General features: G+C 34.0%; 18 protein-coding genes and 1 pseudogene. 1 reads left to right on the forward strand and 18 read right to left on the reverse strand.

All coding sequences use genetic code 11. The annotated features are described in order from the left end of the window. Positions 1-9 precede the first annotated feature (9 nt). The 11 genes and pseudogenes from CN925_RS09960 to CN925_RS09995 all read right to left on the reverse strand — a co-directional run bounded on the left by CN925_RS09960 (position 10) and on the right by CN925_RS09995 (position 7,508). Positions 10-450: a GNAT family N-acetyltransferase gene (locus tag CN925_RS09960; protein ID WP_098846100.1), complete on the reverse strand. Its 441-nt coding sequence runs from the start codon at positions 448-450 to the stop codon at positions 10-12. Positions 451-550: 100 nt separating this feature from the next. After that, positions 551-1,114: a GNAT family N-acetyltransferase gene (locus CN925_RS09965; protein WP_098846101.1), complete on the reverse strand. Its 564-nt coding sequence runs from the start codon at positions 1,112-1,114 to the stop codon at positions 551-553. A 530-nt stretch (positions 1,115-1,644) separates the two neighbouring features. Then, positions 1,645-2,079: a hypothetical protein gene (locus tag CN925_RS09970; protein ID WP_098846102.1), complete on the reverse strand. Its 435-nt coding sequence runs from the start codon at positions 2,077-2,079 to the stop codon at positions 1,645-1,647. Positions 2,080-2,466: 387 nt separating this feature from the next. Further along, positions 2,467-3,258 (reverse strand): 3-hydroxy-5-phosphonooxypentane-2,4-dione thiolase, encoded by a 792-nt coding sequence (gene lsrF, locus CN925_RS09975; RefSeq protein WP_098846103.1) that lies wholly within the window; start codon positions 3,256-3,258, stop codon positions 2,467-2,469. Between the two features lie 3 nt (positions 3,259-3,261). Beyond that, complete coding sequence (locus tag CN925_RS09980) at positions 3,262-3,630, reverse strand: cupin domain-containing protein (RefSeq protein WP_098846104.1); 369 nt, start codon at positions 3,628-3,630, stop codon at positions 3,262-3,264. A gap of 19 nt (positions 3,631-3,649) precedes the next feature. Continuing rightward, positions 3,650-5,212 (reverse strand): autoinducer-2 kinase, encoded by a 1,563-nt coding sequence (lsrK, locus tag CN925_RS09985; RefSeq protein ID WP_098846105.1) that lies wholly within the window; start codon positions 5,210-5,212, stop codon positions 3,650-3,652. 4 nt (positions 5,213-5,216) lie between these two features. Then, positions 5,217-5,375, reverse strand: a pseudogene (locus CN925_RS21065) (sugar-binding transcriptional regulator); the annotation flags it as partial. Between the two features lie 591 nt (positions 5,376-5,966). After that, positions 5,967-6,140, reverse strand: a complete 174-nt coding sequence (locus tag CN925_RS21300) for a hypothetical protein (protein ID WP_180232926.1) — start codon at positions 6,138-6,140, stop codon at positions 5,967-5,969. A gap of 278 nt (positions 6,141-6,418) precedes the next feature. After that, positions 6,419-6,703 (reverse strand): DUF3784 domain-containing protein, encoded by a 285-nt coding sequence (locus tag CN925_RS09990; protein WP_098846106.1) that lies wholly within the window; start codon positions 6,701-6,703, stop codon positions 6,419-6,421. Positions 6,704-7,178: 475 nt separating this feature from the next. Continuing rightward, on the reverse strand, positions 7,179-7,301 hold the full coding sequence (locus CN925_RS21555; RefSeq protein WP_286138314.1) for a hypothetical protein: 123 nt from the start codon (positions 7,299-7,301) through the stop codon (positions 7,179-7,181). A gap of 3 nt (positions 7,302-7,304) precedes the next feature. Further along, positions 7,305-7,508, reverse strand: a complete 204-nt coding sequence (locus tag CN925_RS09995) for a hypothetical protein (RefSeq protein ID WP_098846107.1) — start codon at positions 7,506-7,508, stop codon at positions 7,305-7,307. Positions 7,509-7,907: 399 nt separating this feature from the next. Between CN925_RS09995 and CN925_RS10000 the strand changes: the two genes are divergently transcribed. Then, positions 7,908-8,090 (forward strand): hypothetical protein, encoded by a 183-nt coding sequence (locus tag CN925_RS10000; protein WP_098846108.1) that lies wholly within the window; start codon positions 7,908-7,910, stop codon positions 8,088-8,090. Between the two features lie 274 nt (positions 8,091-8,364). On the opposite strand, the gene CN925_RS10005 is transcribed toward CN925_RS10000, so the two are convergent. The 7 genes from CN925_RS10005 to CN925_RS10035 form a co-directional block, all read right to left on the reverse strand. After that, entirely contained in the window at positions 8,365-12,465 is a 4,101-nt protein-coding gene (locus CN925_RS10005) for a S8 family serine peptidase (RefSeq protein WP_098846109.1), read from the reverse strand. A gap of 463 nt (positions 12,466-12,928) precedes the next feature. Next, positions 12,929-13,387, reverse strand: coding sequence for a tRNA (N6-threonylcarbamoyladenosine(37)-N6)-methyltransferase TrmO (gene tsaA, locus CN925_RS10010; protein WP_098846110.1), 459 nt, complete (start codon positions 13,385-13,387; stop codon positions 12,929-12,931). A 108-nt stretch (positions 13,388-13,495) separates the two neighbouring features. Next, on the reverse strand, positions 13,496-14,197 hold the full coding sequence (locus CN925_RS10015) for a hypothetical protein (RefSeq protein ID WP_098846111.1): 702 nt from the start codon (positions 14,195-14,197) through the stop codon (positions 13,496-13,498). After that, complete coding sequence (locus CN925_RS10020; protein WP_098846112.1) at positions 14,194-15,066, reverse strand: ATP-binding cassette domain-containing protein; 873 nt, start codon at positions 15,064-15,066, stop codon at positions 14,194-14,196. The genes CN925_RS10015 and CN925_RS10020 overlap by 4 nt, the downstream gene beginning before the upstream one ends. A gap of 12 nt (positions 15,067-15,078) precedes the next feature. Continuing rightward, on the reverse strand, positions 15,079-15,450 hold the full coding sequence (locus CN925_RS10025; protein ID WP_098846113.1) for a GntR family transcriptional regulator: 372 nt from the start codon (positions 15,448-15,450) through the stop codon (positions 15,079-15,081). Between the two features lie 167 nt (positions 15,451-15,617). Next, on the reverse strand, positions 15,618-16,064 hold the full coding sequence (locus tag CN925_RS10030; RefSeq protein ID WP_098846114.1) for an S-Ena type endospore appendage: 447 nt from the start codon (positions 16,062-16,064) through the stop codon (positions 15,618-15,620). A 152-nt stretch (positions 16,065-16,216) separates the two neighbouring features. Further along, a partial coding sequence (locus CN925_RS10035) for a BclA C-terminal domain-containing protein (RefSeq protein ID WP_142339214.1) occupies positions 16,217-17,530 on the reverse strand: 1,314 nt, incomplete at its 5' end.

Consider the following 17,530-nt stretch of genomic DNA (forward strand, 5'->3'; position numbering starts at 1 on the left):
AATTTAGTTTTAGTTAATACTTATTTCTTTCTTAAAAACTTTTTGTGATTTTGTGTTTTCAAAACCAATCTTTTTATAAAAAATAAGTGTATCTACCCTAATTTCATTTGTCCGTACCCTTATTTCCTTAAATCCCGATAATTTTGACCATTCTTCACATCTTTTCACTAGCATCTTACCAATTTTTTGACCCCTATATGTACTGTCAACAACCAAACCACCAATTTCAACATAGGGTGGGGACTCAATCAAATAACGTCCGTGAGCATGAATCCATCCAATCAGATTACCTTCAAACTCTGCGACAAGTACAACATGATCTTTTTGATCTATTATTTTAATTAATCTTTCAAAGACTTGATTTTTTTCAACATTGTAACCAAATTGACCCGATAATCTAGCAATTTCTAAACTATCATTTGTTGTAGCAACTCTATATCTAATATCCATATTACACTTCCCATTTAAACTTAAATTAATAAATGCACTCATATTCTCATTAGTATCTAAAATACTAATTCAATTGTTGAATGGATTTTAAAATGTTAATCTAATTTAGTTTTGCATAGATGCAAGTATCAGTTAGTTTTTTCCCGTCAGCTGACAGATCTTCATTACGTAATACCCCTTCAAGCTCAAAACCTAGTTTTTCAGGAATCGCACGACTTTTAATGTTATTAAATTCACATCGTATGCCAATTCTTCTAAATTTAAGTAGCGAAAAGCCAAGGTTAGTTAACTCACTTACTACCTCTGTCATATATCCATTACCACTATATTGCGTGTTAATCCAGTATCCAATTTCACCTTTAGGAATCTTCCAATTAATTCCGTGAAGGCTAGCAGTTCCAATAAAATCATTAGTATCCTTAAGATAAATAAGATAACGAAAGCTTTCTCTTTTTAGAAAATCGATATGGGCATTTCTTAGAAGACTTTCCGTTTCTTCAACAGAAGGAATTGACTGGAATAAAGACAACCATTGCTTTAATTCACTAATTGAATCCTTAATAGCTTGCTGTACAACTTTCCCCTCTCCAGCTTGAAGAGGTGCTCGCAGAATTAATCTGTCTGTTTCTATTTGGAACGGAACATCTAATAAAATAGGATTCATATCATTTCCCCTCTCGAAAAAACTTTAAATGATGAACTAATAAAACTTTGTAAAAAATCTTTCACCCAAAAGAAACAATCCTAGAGTGAGAGTGACATTTCGTGAGACCACCTAATCCGAAATTATGAATTACTTGATAAACATCAATACAATAAAGCTGTTCTCATTAAAAGGAATTTCTATTAAATTGGAAAATAAAAAAACTTGGTCAACTCTAAATAATTCTATATTATTAAAGAAATTCCTCTATGATGATTAAACTAAACTCGGATAATGTTGAATAAATCAGAGCTGACAAAGTCACTTATGTTGTTGAATTAATCTGCATTTTTCTTAAGTAAAAGGACCGACAAGCAATTACGATGAGTACCCTTCGTCGCTGCAAATTTACACTTTCTTAAAATGCAAAAAAGTGTAAGAAAAAATATTCCCTACACTTTTTTTTATTTTTATATCCTTATTACTGAACAGTAACTGTTTTTGGTTTTACAGATACTTTAAATCCGTCTCTACTAAGGTAAAAATGCTTGTTAACTATTCGTTAATTGACCCTTTATTAGAGCTTTATCTAATTCTCGTACTTTATCATATGAATGTAAGAGTTGATCAGGGACCAATGTTCTCCCATATTCCCATGCATTTGTTTCTATTTCAGACTTAAGCTTTGCGATTTCTTCATCTTCACCATACATTAGAATTCTTAAATCATGTTTGTTTTTCTTAAAATCTAAGTAATAACCAATCACGTGAAAAAGAATAATTTTTACAAAGTTCTCATCTGTTTCTTTAATTCTAAGATTACTGATATAACCGTTAACTTGAAGATAATTAAATTTTATTGTATTAGTCGATACGTTATAGCTCATAGGGACAGTGAGATTATTGTTAATTTCAAAGTCAATATTTAAATCGTGCTGTTCTAAAGTATCTTTAATGATTTTTTCTATATTCCATATATAAATCATTTTACTTTCACTTCCCTCCAAATATACTTTGTCATTGATATTTACAGCCAATTATGTACTGTATAATCCCTGCTAAATGAACTTTAATTTGCTATTATGCGTCAATCAGCCCAACAAACTAAATTAACACCTCTACATACAAGTATAAACTCATTTTTTCCACCTATCACTATAAAAAATTTTTTACCTGTTGCAGAACCTGCATTTGCATTGTTTTTAATCGGTAGCTGCATAACAATCTTTTATACTAATAAAAAAAGTGCAAGAAATTTTTACATCCCTACACTTTTCTTAATTGATAAATTATTTTGGATACAATTATTGTTTTGGACTTGTCGTAACTTTAAAGCCTTGTGGTATTGTAAAGGTTTCCTTTTTTAACATATATTAAGCTTTTACTTTTGAGGTAGATTCATATAAATCTACTGCTTCATTTACTGTGAATCCTTTATGAACGATGGAATGTATTGCTTGAATCATTGCAAGAGGATGCTGTGATTGCCATATATTTCTTCCCATATCCACACCAGCTGCACCTTGCTCCATAGCATTATACGTAATTTCTAGCGCTTCACGAATTGTATCAAATTTTGGGCCACCTGCAATAACGATAGGAACCGGGCACTTACTCGTTACCTGTTCAAAGTTGTCGCAGTAATAAGTCTTCACAATATCAGTACCCATTTCAGCAAGAACTCTTGAAGCTAATGCTAAGAACCTGGCATCCCGTTTTTCAAGCTCTTTTCCGACAGCAGTAATCCCAAGTACGGGTATTCCGTAATCATGAGCATCAGTTACAACATGAGCTAGATTTGTTACTGTTTGTGTTTCATAGTCAGATCCGATAAAAACCGAAACCCCTACACCAACAACATTATGGCGAATTGCTTCTTTTATTGAAGTAACAATCGTTTCATTCGCTAAATCCTTCCCTAATGTTGTAGGGCCGCCCGAAACACGAAGAACCATTGGTTTTTCCGTATTTTTCGGAATACATGCTGCAAGTGTACCTCTTGTTAAATATAGTGAATCCGTGTATGGAAGTAAGTCTCTGACAGTTTCCTCAGGCTTTTCTAAGCCTCTTATTGGCCCTAAGAAATAGCCATGATCTATCGCAAGCATTACAGCCCTCTTATTTGGTAATATTTTGTTTAATCGATTTTCAAATCCCCAGCTCACTATCTATTCACTCCTTAACTTGATTTCTGGATTCTTTATATTAACAACATCTCTTTCTAAAGTATGCGGAGATTTAATGAAGAGGGCTTTAAATGTTTTGTCTGTTTGATTGATAAGGTAATGAGCATCGCCTGGGTTGCATTGAATCATATCACCTGGTATTGTAGTCACCTTATTACCATTAATATAGAAATCTATCTGCCCTTCGAGAATATAGAAAATTTCTTCGCAAACTGTATGATAATGGTTTTGGAAGTCTTGACCTGGTTTCAAAACAACCACACCAATATCTACGTTTGGACCTTTTGATAAATATTTCGGCCCGTTGTCACCAAACCGATATTCGAAGTCATTTTCGTGAACTTTCTTCATCCCTTCACACCCTTTCACATTACTTTAGACCAGGTGCCTTCCACATATGAGTCGTTAAACCACGATCAGCAAGTTGAAGCTGTTCTACATATACACTTCTCCATTTTTCATAGATTTCTAAGTATTGATCATGGTTTTCATTGTTAGGTATATATGTCCTCTCCCACTTTATAACTTGTTTAACTGCTTGATGGATATTCTCATAAATTCCTATCCCAATCCCCGCATATAATGCGGTGCCTAATGCTGCTGCTTCTTTAACTACAGGTACTTTCACTGGTACTCCAAGGACATCTGCAAGTGTTTGGCTCCAAAGCTTTCCTTTCGAAGCACCACCTGTAAAAATAACTTCACTTGGATAAAAACCAGTTTCTTCTTCTATAGTCTTTAAGTTTCCTAGTGTGATAAGCGCAGCATTTTCTTGAATCGATTTAAACATTTCTTTTTTACCAGTCTTTAGAGGATCTAGAGTGAGATTAATAAATGATGGAGATGCATGGCGCCAAGCGCTATAATTCATCGTATCTGAAAAGATAGGAATAATCCCATTTGCTCCGATTGGAACATTTTTTGACTTTTCTTCTAAAATTTCGTACGGGTCTTTACCAGTCACTTTTGCTTCTGCTTTTTCCAAATCACAAAAAGCATCACGAAACCACCTCATTACAAGCCCGGGGAAAAAAGCAATGGTTTCTAACTGCCATAATTCAGGCACTGCATGGCAGTTAACCCGTATACGGCCACTTTTGTCAACTAAAGGCTGTCTCACATTGACTTCCTGTTGCCAAAATGATCCACCTGATACAACAACTTGACCCGCTTTTACCGCACCGACACCAACAGAAGCCATTTGAGCATCCCCGCCTCCACAAATAACCGGAGTTCCTGAATTCAAACCTGTATACGCTGCTACCTCATCCGTCATGTAACCGATAACGGTACCAGCTTCATTTACCAGCGGAAATAAATTATTTTTTAGTCCGCACATTTTTACTACATCACTTTCCCAATTCCTTTTCTCAATATCAAATATCCCTGTAGTACACCCATTTGAAGGATCCACTTGTAGCTTCCCTGACAATTTATAAAGAATCCAATCATTAATCATCGTCATGTGAGTGGCTTTTTCATAAATCCCTGGTAAATGATTTTTTATCCATAAAAGCCTAGGTAGTGCTCCTAATGCAAACATTTGACCTGATAACCTATAAATCTTGTATTCTAATTCAGAATCTAATTCCTTTAATGCTTTGACTTCAGCAGAAGCTCGAGCATCTACATTTGCACAAGCCCAAATCTCCTTACCCGTTTCATCATAAAGGACAATTCCTTCCCTCATACTTGTAGCACTTATCGCTTTTATATTTTTTGCGTTAACTCCTGTTTCTTCAATAACAGACTTTACACACTGAACGACTAATTTCCAGTTTGTTTCCCAATCAAAATCCATAGATCCTGGATACTTTTCATTTGATAAATGGTTCCATTCTATTTGTGAAAACCCAACTTGATTTCCTAATTGATCAAATAAAACAGCGCGGATACTACCGGTACCAGCATCAAATGCCAGAATATACACCATTAATTTATTTCACCTCCATATTGAGTAATGAAATAACTGTAGCTTCATCTGTAATTAACGTCTTAATATAGTTATCTTTTAATCCTCCATAGATGGCATCAATTTTTTTCTCTCCACCAGGCAAATCACTAACATTTAAAGATATTAGGGTTTTCAAGTCCGTTCCGACTAACCTTTTTTAGTTTGCAAAACAATAATTTAGCCGTTTTGATCGTAAAATTGACCAAAAATATCGCCGACTGTATTCAGCACCCTTCAACCTTGGCCCTTGACAATTCTAGTAAATCAGAGATCTCATTATAAGTTAAGTTCTCTTTATAGTAGTTACCAGGCTACGTTCTATTACTACACCCCATAACACAATGAAAAAAATTGTTCAGTTGCTTATTAGAAATATATCCGTAATTTTGATAATAAGACCTTTTAATATAAGTTTACGGCCATTCAATAATTTATTTCCTACTGGTATTATTTTTTTAATTTTGCTGTAAGAATATTGACCTCTTCTTGCTATAGCAAAGTGTTTGATTATGCCCTTTCAATTGGCACCAAGAAATATAATTAAAAAGAAAGAGCCTTACATTAAATCTCAAGCTCATTCGCGGAAAATGGGCCAGGTTGTAAATAGAATCGGTGACATAACTAAATAGAGCAATTTTGTTTTAAATAAAAAAAAGCATAACCACCAGTNNACTGGTGGTTATGCTTTTTTCAGAGTCATGTCATTCGATTGTCGTTTTAGAAATTAGATTTTTTAGCTTACTTTACTTTCATCTACAGCATGTTGCCAACTTGGGTAATAATACAAAGCACTCCTCATTAAATCAGGGTAATTTTGTTTTACCTCTTTTTTACGTAGAGAATTCCCTTCGTTATGTAACTTCTTGATCTGAGTAATGACTTCCTTTGATGTAAATTTGACATCCATTCTTCATTCCTCCCTTTCAAAGTTATCATGATTATCTTTCCCTTTGGCTTACAATTTTAAACGATAAACATAGTCACAAGTTCCTTATAACTATATTTCTGAAAATTCTAACATGTAGAATGTATATTGTGAAGTAATTTGCTCCTGTTGGATGTTAAATAAAACAAACTACCTACCCTAGAACTATTTTTGATATTACTTAAGTCCTGTCAACTATTAGGACTAGTTCATTCTATTATTCTGTTAACTTAGTAAACTATCGAAGTGCTTCAGTTAAATTAATCAAGTAATTTTCTATTAATAAATAAGTACACCATTGTTAATAAAATCAACATTATTATGATAAGAACCGTTATTTCATAAGGATAATCCATAAAACTATTGAAAATTACTAACAAGCTTAGAGGAAGAAAAAAACCTCCACCTACAACTTTACCTAACAAGGACTTATTTTTTATCATTTTCTCATTAAAACCAGCTAACAACCATGTTTGTTTTTTTACAGCGACTAAGTAAGACACAAGTAAAAGTGCTATCCCAATAATCAATAATTCGTAGTCCATCAATTCATCTCCCTGTTTACATTTTTTTCTATAATATGTTAATGATGGAATTAAATGATATTCCCTTCAAATAATTGATCCGTATCTAATTTATCTGCCATTTTGTTCAACGATCGCTGGGGTTAGTTGAACAGCATTTCAATACATATAGTAACTTTGCAAATTTATCCATAAACTCAAGGACTTTAATTACTTTCATTGTTGTTATCTTTCTTGAACTTACATCAAGTTCAATCTCACACGTCCTTTTCCGTAAAAATTTAGGAAAATTAAAATTAATCAATTATACCGACATTAATAGAATCAACTTGCTTACCTTTTTCAATAACTTGTATTGGTCGATCTGTGCCTTTCTCATCTTCCGAACAAATGACAAATAGTGAATCCGCTTTATATCCTTTGATTTCCTCTGATTTATAAGAAAGTGTAATGGTTTCGTTGCTCGTAGAAAATTTAATCTCGTGGAACTCTTTATCTAAGCGATTAGATAAATAAATAAAATTGATTTTTCATTTTCACTTCGTAAGAATAATGGTCCACTGTGGTCACGATTTAATTGAATAGTAGTTTTTAACCATTCTTTTTCTACAAGGTCCACGCTCTATTCTTCAATACTGTATCCATCACCTAAACTAGTTTTTGATATCACTAGTAGATTATCTCCTGATTCTTTTTTTATAGATTTTTCTTTTGCTACACTTACTTGTTCTTTTTTTGGTTTATCATTATCGTTTGTACATGCTGATAAACCAGACATTCCAAGTATCAATACACTAATTGAAACTATTGCAAACATTACTTTCAAAAACAATCACTCCTTACATTTACCAACGACTCCAGGAGGCAAATATTTACGCTCCAGTACAGGCCTAATGGTATGGCGTTCATTTTATGACAAATTAGTTTTTTCATTACTTAATAAAATATATTTCTATTTTGGTTATCCTTATTTCTATTAGCTATTTTAATACTGTTATCCTGTTTATGATTTTTAAAGTTTAATAGAAATAATTGAAAAAAGTAAAAAAGATCTGAATTGATCCAGATCACCCTTGATAAAAGACGTATTTTTCTTTTGAGATTAAAAATGACTATTGAAGTAATCCATATGTTGTAAGTCGGGTGGTAAAACTGCGATTAACTTCTCGTTTAATCTTATAATGAAACTTCCGATGATGACCCAGTCTTTTTTTGTATCCGAGCTATGGCAAATGATAGCAATGCAGAAATTGCTATTAATACTGATCCAAAAATGTACACAGATCTGATTCCAAATTTATCTGCAATAAAACCGATTAGCGCTATTGAACAGCTTGTAATGGTTGATAAAACGATACTTCTTGAAGCGTATACCTTTGTTAAGACTGCACTATCCACACTTGTTTGAAACGCCGTTTGTTGAGAACATCTCGAAATTGATAACAGGACCCATCGCAATACATAGTAGTAATGAAAGATAAGGTGTAGAATTTAATCCATATAAAAAAGTGAAGAAACTAAATAGTAATGAACCAATTGCCATACTAAGGATTAGATATCCTAAAAAAATTATCTAAACCGTTAATTCCTTTTTCAACTAAAATCCCATTTACATCCACAAAATATAAATAAACCATCACATCTAAATCAAAAAACCTATCCAAAAGGGATAGGTTCATAATTTAATTGATTCCTAAAGACTTCTTAATGGAATCAATTGTTTTTCCATTATACTCTTTAACACCAGTAGGAGTATCTAATACATAATCATTCTCTTTTAAATAATTTGTTTCAAGTAACTTGAAATCTAATGAGTCAACTTTTCCATCAAAATTAATATCAGAGTTTCTGTTATTCGTTCCCCAATTTTGTTCTAGAAGTATTACATCATAAATATCAATTACATTATCTTTGTTAAGATCCCCAGCATTTTCTCTTACTGTAGGATAAGAAATACTTTCTCCAATAAAAATATCACGATCTTTTCGGCCGATTTCCATAGGTGTGTATGTTGTAAAATGACCTGGGACATCTATGATGACTGTATATAACTGTTCCGTAATTGGAAGTTTATTGAAGACTATGTTTCCATTCTTTTGGATTTCACCAGAATAGTATTCACCTTTGGAATCTCTTGCTTTTGCTTGTGCACTGATAGTAGTGTAGTCAATGGTAAAGTTAAAACTGCCATTTGCATTTAACAATCCTGCTGCGTTGATTTTTGCGGTAGCATCTGAATAAGCTGGGTAGCTTGGTAAATAACCAACCTGTGTAAACGGGTTTACTGTTTTACCGTTTATATCTTTATACGAAGAAGAAGTGATATAGAAAAAAGAACTATTAACGTTTACAAATACATCTTTGTTCGTATCTACTTTCATATCAAACAATGGAATATCACCAGTTATACCGTCTCCAGGTGCCTTTATATTAATTGTATTTGATTTGCTAGAAGTTCCTGTTGTAGTAACTGTAAATTGAGTGTCATCAGATAAAGCTTTATTTTTATTAAATTCTACTGAATTAAAAAATCTTGATGTGTAATCTAGTTTAATTGTTAGATCTTTTGCATTCTGTAAACCATGTGCATAGTACGTATATGTTATTTGATCACCCATCGAAAAGGATTCTTTATTTGGTTTGGCATAAATATATTGTGCTCCTGGTTTCATATAGTAAACAACTTTTGCCATCGTTGAATTACCAGCTCGATCCGACGCAACAAATTGGAGCATATTGACTGGGTTTGGAGAATCCACAGATATTTCTTTCGTAAACTTACCATTAGGATCAGTCGCGATACCAATAGCTGGAGAGTTAGGACCATACCAAGCTTTATTAGTCGCTTGGGTTACATTCATACCCGAATTTTCCATTTCATTTGCTTCATTATCTAAAACACTCCCAGATAATGTGACTGTTTTTTGACCTGGTGCTAATTCAACAAATGGCAGATCACCTTTAGGTAGTGCATTAGTATCATCTAATGTAAAAGTTGGACGATTATTATCAATATATACTTGGTCTATCTTTGTATACTGTTTACCATCTAAATTTGTACCAATAACTTTCATTTTGTATAACCCTTCTGTTGCTAGGATTGATGTGTAGCCAACCGGTTTCTTTGCATTACCTGTAAATGGAAAATATCTACCTGTAAAGGCTTTTTGAATGTAGAGATCCTTATCAACTCCTGCACTTGAAACGTTAATTGTACCGATTATTCCTAAATCTTTATTTGTTTTTGAATCTACTAAAATAAAATCTAATGTTTTCATTGGCGAATTTAATTTAAAATCTAAATCAGACGCCTTAACGCTATATGGTGCATTATCACGAGTTGTAGAGATGCTTGGAGAATGGACTTTGAAATATTCAAATCCTTCTTCTACTAAACGAAAGCCAAATGGAATTTGATAATTGTCATCTGGATCTTTTTCATTCACAACATGAATATAACCTTCATATGTTCCTTTACTAGCAGTTGTTGGGATCGTAAGTGTTGCCGGAATCATCTCCTGGCTATTCTTTTTCATTTTAATTTCATTAGGTATTGTTATTTTAATTCCGTTTGCTTTAGCATCTAAAGACCCACGTGTTCCAACATTATACTCTAACGAAATATTATATTTTTGCATTTTATCTGTATGATTTGTGATTAATATATTTGTAGTTTTCGAAATTGAATTAATATCTACTGGAATAAATCCATAGCTAAGTCCACCCGTTTGTTCATCTATATTTACTTTTTCATTATTTTTAATAAACGGCGTTGTATCTTGAACTCCAAGTTGGATGCGTGAATAAATCGCTTCATAAGGATCTACTCTTCCTGCTCCAACTTCAAACACACTGTATTTACTTCTTAACGGATCCGCTGTATTCATCAATATGGTTTTAATATCAGCAGGAGTATAATCAGGATGTGCTTGTAATAGTAATGCAGCTATTCCAGTAACATGTGGAGTTGCCATTGATGTTCCAGACATACGTAAATATGCAGATGAATAATCTGTTGCATCATTTTTATTATTGATATACGCAGGAACAGTCGATAGTACATCAACACCTGGTGCTGTAACTTCAGGTTTAATATCATATAAAGTTCCAGATGGCCCTCTAGAGCTAAAGCTAGCTAAATCATCACCTGTAAGTTCAGACTCCCCAATTTCCCCTAGTGTAACTGAAGTAGTACCCTTACTCAATAAATCGTTTACCGCCAAGCCGTCTTTATTCGTCATGGAAAATACCGGGATATGATCATTACTTTCTCCCAAATAATATGGTATTTGTCCTTCAGTGACATTGTTGTTGTAAATAATTACACCAACAGCTCCATTTTGTTTTGCATAGTTCATTTTATCAACGAGCGCATACGTTCCACGTGCTACAAATGCAATCTTACCTTGAACATTTTTTCCTGTATAATCTGTTAGACCACCTTCTCCAACATTTACAATATCAAATGTTTTTCCAGACATATTCGTAAAATCATCTGTCCATTTTTTAGTCATCAATTGTAAAATACTATCCGTACCTTGACCGTTTACTAAAAATTTACTCCTAAATGTAGTAACTTTACTAGGAACAGAACTCGCACCTACAGTTAATGCAAGTGCTGCAGCACCTGGAGAGCCTAATGTGTACATACTATCACCCGAATTTCCTGCTGCAACGACAGCCGTAACACCATTTAAAACTGCATTATCAATTGCTAAGCTAGTTGCTTCTAGTGGATCATTCAAAGAGGCTCCTAGCGAAAGATTAATTACATTCATTCCATCAGCAACCGAACGATCTATCCCTGCAATTACTGCTGAATTCGAACCAGAGCCATAAGGACCCAATACACGATATACATATAAGTCTGAATCAGGCGCTACTCCAGTTACTTTATAATCAGAACTATTTTTCCCTTGACCAGCAATCGTACCAGAAACATGCGTACCGTGATCAGTGTAATATGAGTTCCCATTAAGAAATTCTGTTTTTTTCGAAGCTTTCCATTGATCATAAGTAGCTTCCATCGGGTCATTATCATTATCTACAAAATCATAACCACCCTTATATGCATCTTTCAAATCAGGATGATTATAATCAATACCCGTATCGATTACGCCAATCTTAATATTTTTACCTGTAAAACCTTCCTCATGTAATTTATCAATCTTTAAAAATGGTAAACTATCAACTTTTGTTTGTTCCTTCTCTTTTACTGGTTCAACAGGTGGCTTAATTTGTATTGTTGAATCGCTATAAACAGCTTTAACTGTATCCAAGTCTAGTAAATCCTTAATCTGATTTGCTGGAAGTGTCAATGAAACGCCGTTAAAAGCATTCTGATATGTATATTTAATCTGAATTTCTTCATTACTTGCTTTCACTTTATTTCTTAATTTTTCTTGTAATTCTTGTTTAAAGTGAGCATGAGACTTTCTTACATTTTCTTTCGCCTTTTCTAATGAAATTGACCCTCCTTCTACAGCCTTCTCTAACTGGGCTACTTTGGCTGGAAGTTCTTTAAATTCAACAATTACAGAAACTTCTTTATCACTTGATAAGTCGATGTCATCAGATAATTGCAAACCTGTATTTGATTGAGCAAGTTTTAATTGATTCAAGGCCTCCCTTTGTTCTGGTGTAAGTGATTGAAGAATACTTTCTGCTTCACCTGAGTTCGCACTTGCTGTCTTTTTACTAATCATAGTCGATCCCAAAATTGTACTACTAGCTAAAACCAGTACAGATGTAGTTTGAAAAAACTTACTACTTAACCCCTTCATTAAATAACCTCCAACTTTTTCTAAAATGAAAGATTGCAACGGAATTTGTAATTTTTCAGAAAAATCACTTAACTTAGATTATAGCTAGAGTTTTTCATGAAAAGTATTGGGGGAATTTTCATTAGCGTAGGATTTTGTACCATAAATTAAATGTCGATATTAGTAGAATCTCACAAAAAGTTCAAGCATTACTTATATAAAGATGTAGAATTATGTAATTTAATGAAAAAAATCCGTTAACTAACTTGGGGGAAATCAGTATCTTTGACTTATATAATTGTTCTAACTTAATTCTAAATTAAAAATTTTTAACTATTAAGTAGAACATATGCGGGGCAAGGCAAAGGAGGAAGTGCGTGGCATCTCAACTTCTAGGATTGTTTTAATAAGGACTAGTATTATAAAAAAAAGAGTTCTCCCAAATAAAACATTAAAGAAAACTCTTTATCTTACTAAAATTTATTCACCAATACTTTTCCATCAAATCTTTTGACCAGTCTGCTTGTTTGATCTCGCCTTTCGGAAGAAATTCTTTCATAATTGGTTTGATGTCAATGATCGGCGTACCATCGATTGCATCCAACCCTTTCACTGTAAGAATGCGGCCACTATGTTTTAAAAGTTCTACTGATGTTAACCCTAATTTATTGGGCCTGTTTTTACCCCTTTGAACAAAAATTCCAACCTTTGGATAATGAGTATTATTTCTAGGATGTCTAGCATTGTATTGGATCGCTTCATCATTCACTTTATCGAAATAAAAAATAATCTCTAAATGTGAAAAATCACTTATTCCTCTTAATGCTTCTTCATTAAACTCTTCTACTAATTCGATTTCAGAAATAATTGAACCCCAGTTGTCGTCTTCAATTTCTTTTCTTGTATTTTTAACAAAAGCAATCGGATTAATTGTAAATGACATCATTTCATCTCCTAAAAATTGTACTTGTGTATATTATACAGAATTATTCGTCAACTATATATAAAAGAAAAAGTATGCAACCATCACATACTTTTTCTTGAATCGATATTAATTTCTACCTTTCATTTTTAAAGGTGCATTAATCATCATTGGAAATGTAAATAATTGTAGTACTACTCCTAACAATCCAATACAAGTAAATAAATTGATTGGTTTAATCTTTATAATCCAAGTAAAAAAGTCTGAACTAATACCATTTATTGATAAGAAAGTTAGTAAAATACTTAGTAAAACTAGTGCAATCAGAAAATAAAGGATCCCCAATCTTCTAACTAATACAGCAATAAAAGAAGAAAGTCCTAGTATCATAAATCCAACCATTAGGTCGATCCAATAATACGTAAAGAAATGATATTTTAATGAAACTAATTCCGCTGGATGATAAAGACGAAAACTATTTATTCCTTTATCTAATAATACTTTCATAATGTAATATATTACATTTAAGTAAGTTATGCTTGTAATTACCATTAAAACTGACATTACATTATAAGATTTTAAAAACTGAGTTCTTGTACTACCTAATCCGATGGCGACTTGGAAAGGAATGACCAATCCTGCAACCGCAAATGTACTAATCCCCCCATAAATCGGTCCAAACAAAGCTGCTCCACTTTGTGAAGGGATGTTAAAAATTATGCTAACTAATATATAAACAACTGATAGCAACAACGTAATTAAAGAAAATATTTTAAAATACCATTTCAATTCATCGAAAACTAATTGATAAGTGCCTCTTATCGAATTCATCTTTTCACCTCTTTATTTTTTGTTTTATTTATTAAATAGTCTTGAAGGGTAGCTTTTTCAATTCTAAGCTGGTATTCTTCAGCGATTTTTTTCCACTTATTTGAAAATAATTCATCGACCATTACTTTTTTAGTCGAACTGATTTTGGAAGATTCAAGGATCGAAATATTTTTCGTTACTTGTTCGATTGAATCGATATTTCCAGAAAGAATAAATCCTTTCTCCCGCATAACTTCCATTTGTTCATGAAATAGTACTTTTCCATCATTTACTACAACTATTGTTTCACATAATGGTTGAATTTCTTCGATATGATGTGTTGAAAGTAAAATGAGTCTCGGATTTTCTTCATAACTTTCCATTAATGCTTCGTAAAACTGGTTTCTTTTAACTGCATCTAGCCCATTAGTTGGCTCATCGAGAACTGTAATTTTTGCGTTACTAGCTAATCCTAAAATGATTTGAGCTGCCGTTTTCATACCTTTTGAAAACTTAGTGATTTTTTTATTTTTAGGTAATTCAAAAACTTGAACTAAATGTTCTGCAAATTGTTGATCCCACTTAGGATGAAAATACCTTCCGTATTTTAACAAATCATTTATTCTCCAGTTATGACCAAATGGATGATTTTCTTGGATATAACAAATATTCTCTAGTACATTTAAATTATTATAAGGTTCTTCTCCTAAGACTTTCATAGAACCTTCGTTTGGTTGATAATGCCCAGCAATTAAGCTCATCAAAGTTGTTTTTCCTGCACCATTTCTTCCCCATAATGCAATAATACTTGGCTCTGTTTCAATTAAATTGAAATCTGTTAAAACTGGTGTTTGCTTGTATCCATATGTCAAATTTTTTATTTCGATCAATTTTTACCCCTCCTAATTCGAGTCGCTTTTTCTCTTTATTAATTCAATTACCATTTCTTCATTTAAATGAATTCTCTTGGCTTCTTTAAGTAAAGGTGCTACATAGTCTTCATAAAACTGCTGTTTACGTTCTAAAAGTAACTTTTCTTTTGCTCCTATTGAAACAAACATACCTACACCTCTTTGTTTGAAAATAATTTCCTTATCAACTAATGCTTGAAGACCTTTCCTTGCAGTTGCCGGATTAATATTAAAAAAACGAGATAATTCATTTGTTGAAGGCACTTGTTCCCCTTCTTTAATTCTTCCATCTATAATTTCGTCCATAATCATAACCGCAATTTGTTGAAATATTGGCTGTGATTCATCTAATGTCGGTTTCATTAGCACCTTCCTTTCATGGTTAGTTATTCGGTTAGTTACTTATGTAACTAACCATACTACTAATTTAATCATATGTAAAGTGATTTTATTTAGTACGCCTATTTTTGGATGATATAAAAAAAGCTTAATGCGATTAGGCAATAAGCTCATGTTGAACTACTATGTGTTTATTTTTTATCGAAAATTTTACCAGCTATACAATATTTTCCTTCTAAATAGATTTCGGATTGACCAATTTGTAGTATGCTCACAGATTTAATAAATTGGCTAGTATAACTACTCGTATTACCTGGTAACACAGTAATTATATGATTAATATCGCTATTTACTTCGATTGTAATCGGTCCAGTACTGCCTTCGCTATTGTATACTGAAATCGTTGCTAACGCAGCTAAATTTCCACCTATGCTCCATAGTTCTACTGGTTTTTCATAATTATTTTGAATCAAAATATTTCCACAAAGATCAATTGGAATACATGAATCACATTTTGTAGGAATTGGTACTGGTGGGGTAGGTGGTGTTGGAGGAGGTACTGGTCGTAAAGATGATGGGGAGGAAACTGGTAATGTAATACTAGGTAAGTTTGATACATCAGGTCTTTTCTGTTTCAATTTTTATCCCTCACTTTTTAAAATAAAAAACTATGTACTTGAAAATATTGGAAAGTCCTATTTTTAGTATATAAATCTTAAAAAGAAAAGTGACCACTATTAAGCTTTTTCAAATAACTTGTAGTCACTTGTCAAATTTAAAAAATTATAAATTATCCTACTCTAACAATGGAAATTGTCGCAGCGGTCGTACCAGCTGCTAACGATACTGTAGCCGCTAAAGTAGCAGACACCATTACTTGGACCGTATCACCTGCATTTATATTAATAATCACTTGATTACTGACTAAACTTAAACCAATTGCAGCATTAATATTTGTCCCCGCAACCCCAACCCCATTTCGAAATAATTGAAAAGTCGTTAATAATGTCAATGTAGGATACACTTGATAAGTTATCAAATATCTACCACTCGTATTAATTGTAAAGATGGTGGCTGTTGGATTGTTTACTGAAATATCTGCTGATAAATTTTGGGCATTGGGAAATGGTATAGGTGAAGGACCTAAAATTGAAATTGCAATAGTTGCTCCAGAAGTATTAGCTGCTGAACCAGATGTATTAAAACTTGATCCGGTTGCTCCGGTTGGGCCAGTTATTCCTGTTGAACCCGTTGCGCCGGTTGCTCCGGTTGCTCCAGTTGAACCGGTTGGGCCGGTTATTCCAGTTGACCCCGTTGCTCCGGTTATTCCTGTTGCGCCGGTTGCTCCCGTCGCTCCGGTTGCTCCAGTTGCACCCGTTGGACCCGGTTCTCCAGTTGCTCCGGTTACGCCCGTCGTTCCTGTTGCACCGGTTATTCCGGTCGGACCCGGTTCTCCGGTTGCTCCGGTTGCTCCGGTTACTCCCGTCGTTCCAATTGCTCCCGTTATTCCGGTTGGACCCGGTTCTCCGGTTGCTCCCGTCGTTCCTGTTGCTCCCGTTATTCCGGTTGGACCCGGTTCTCCGGTTGCTCCCGTTATTCCGGTTGCTCCCGTTATTCCGGTTGAGCCTGTTTCTCCTTCTGCCCCGGTTGGACCGGTTAGGCCTGTCGTTCCAGTTATTCCAGTTGGACCGGTTACTCCAGTTGTGCCGGTTGAGCCGGTTGCTCCGGTTACTCCCGTCGTTCCTGTTGGGCCTGTTACTCCAGTTGTTCCTGTTGAACCGGTTGCTCCGGTTACTCCCGTCGTTCCTGTTGGGCCTGTTGCGCCGGTTGTTCCTGTTATGCCGGTTATTCCCGTTGAACCCGTTGCGCCGGTTATTCCAGTTGACCCCGTTGCTCCGGTTGGACCCGGTTCTCCGGTTGCTCCGGTTGTTCCTGTTATTCCCGTTGTGCCGGTTGGACCTGTTGATCCCGGTTCTCCTGTCGGGCCGGTTATTCCAGTTGACCCCATTGCTCCGGTTGGACCCGGTTCTCCTGTCGGGCCTGTCATTCCGGTTGTTCCCATTATTCCGGTCGGTCCCGGTTCTCCAGTTACGCCCGTCGTTCC

The organism is Bacillus sp. AFS055030, from assembly GCF_002574545.1.
Taxonomy (GTDB): domain Bacteria; phylum Bacillota; class Bacilli; order Bacillales; family Bacillaceae_G; genus Gottfriedia.

Bases quoted from the DNA above. Each gene is read 5' to 3' on its own strand.
- CN925_RS09960 (WP_098846100.1), bottom strand. From the start codon at position 450: ATGGATATTAGATATAGAGTTGCTACAACAAATGATAGTTTAGAAATT.
- CN925_RS10025 (WP_098846113.1), bottom strand. From the start codon at position 15,450: ATGAAACCGACATTAGATGAATCACAGCCAATATTTCAACAAATTGCG.
- lsrK (WP_098846105.1), bottom strand. From the start codon at position 5,212: ATGGTGTATATTCTGGCATTTGATGCTGGTACCGGTAGTATCCGCGCT.
- CN925_RS09990 (WP_098846106.1), bottom strand. From the start codon at position 6,703: ATGGACTACGAATTATTGATTATTGGGATAGCACTTTTACTTGTGTCT.
- CN925_RS10000 (WP_098846108.1), top strand. From the start codon at position 7,908: ATGGCAAATGATAGCAATGCAGAAATTGCTATTAATACTGATCCAAAA.
- tsaA (WP_098846110.1), bottom strand. From the start codon at position 13,387: ATGTCATTTACAATTAATCCGATTGCTTTTGTTAAAAATACAAGAAAA.
- CN925_RS10015 (WP_098846111.1), bottom strand. From the start codon at position 14,197: ATGAATTCGATAAGAGGCACTTATCAATTAGTTTTCGATGAATTGAAA.
- CN925_RS09970 (WP_098846102.1), bottom strand. From the start codon at position 2,079: ATGATTTATATATGGAATATAGAAAAAATCATTAAAGATACTTTAGAA.
- CN925_RS09965 (WP_098846101.1), bottom strand. From the start codon at position 1,114: ATGAATCCTATTTTATTAGATGTTCCGTTCCAAATAGAAACAGACAGA.
- CN925_RS10005 (WP_098846109.1), bottom strand. From the start codon at position 12,465: ATGAAGGGGTTAAGTAGTAAGTTTTTTCAAACTACATCTGTACTGGTT.
- CN925_RS09980 (WP_098846104.1), bottom strand. From the start codon at position 3,630: ATGAAGAAAGTTCACGAAAATGACTTCGAATATCGGTTTGGTGACAAC.
- CN925_RS21300 (WP_180232926.1), bottom strand. From the start codon at position 6,140: ATGGATGTCAAATTTACATCAAAGGAAGTCATTACTCAGATCAAGAAG.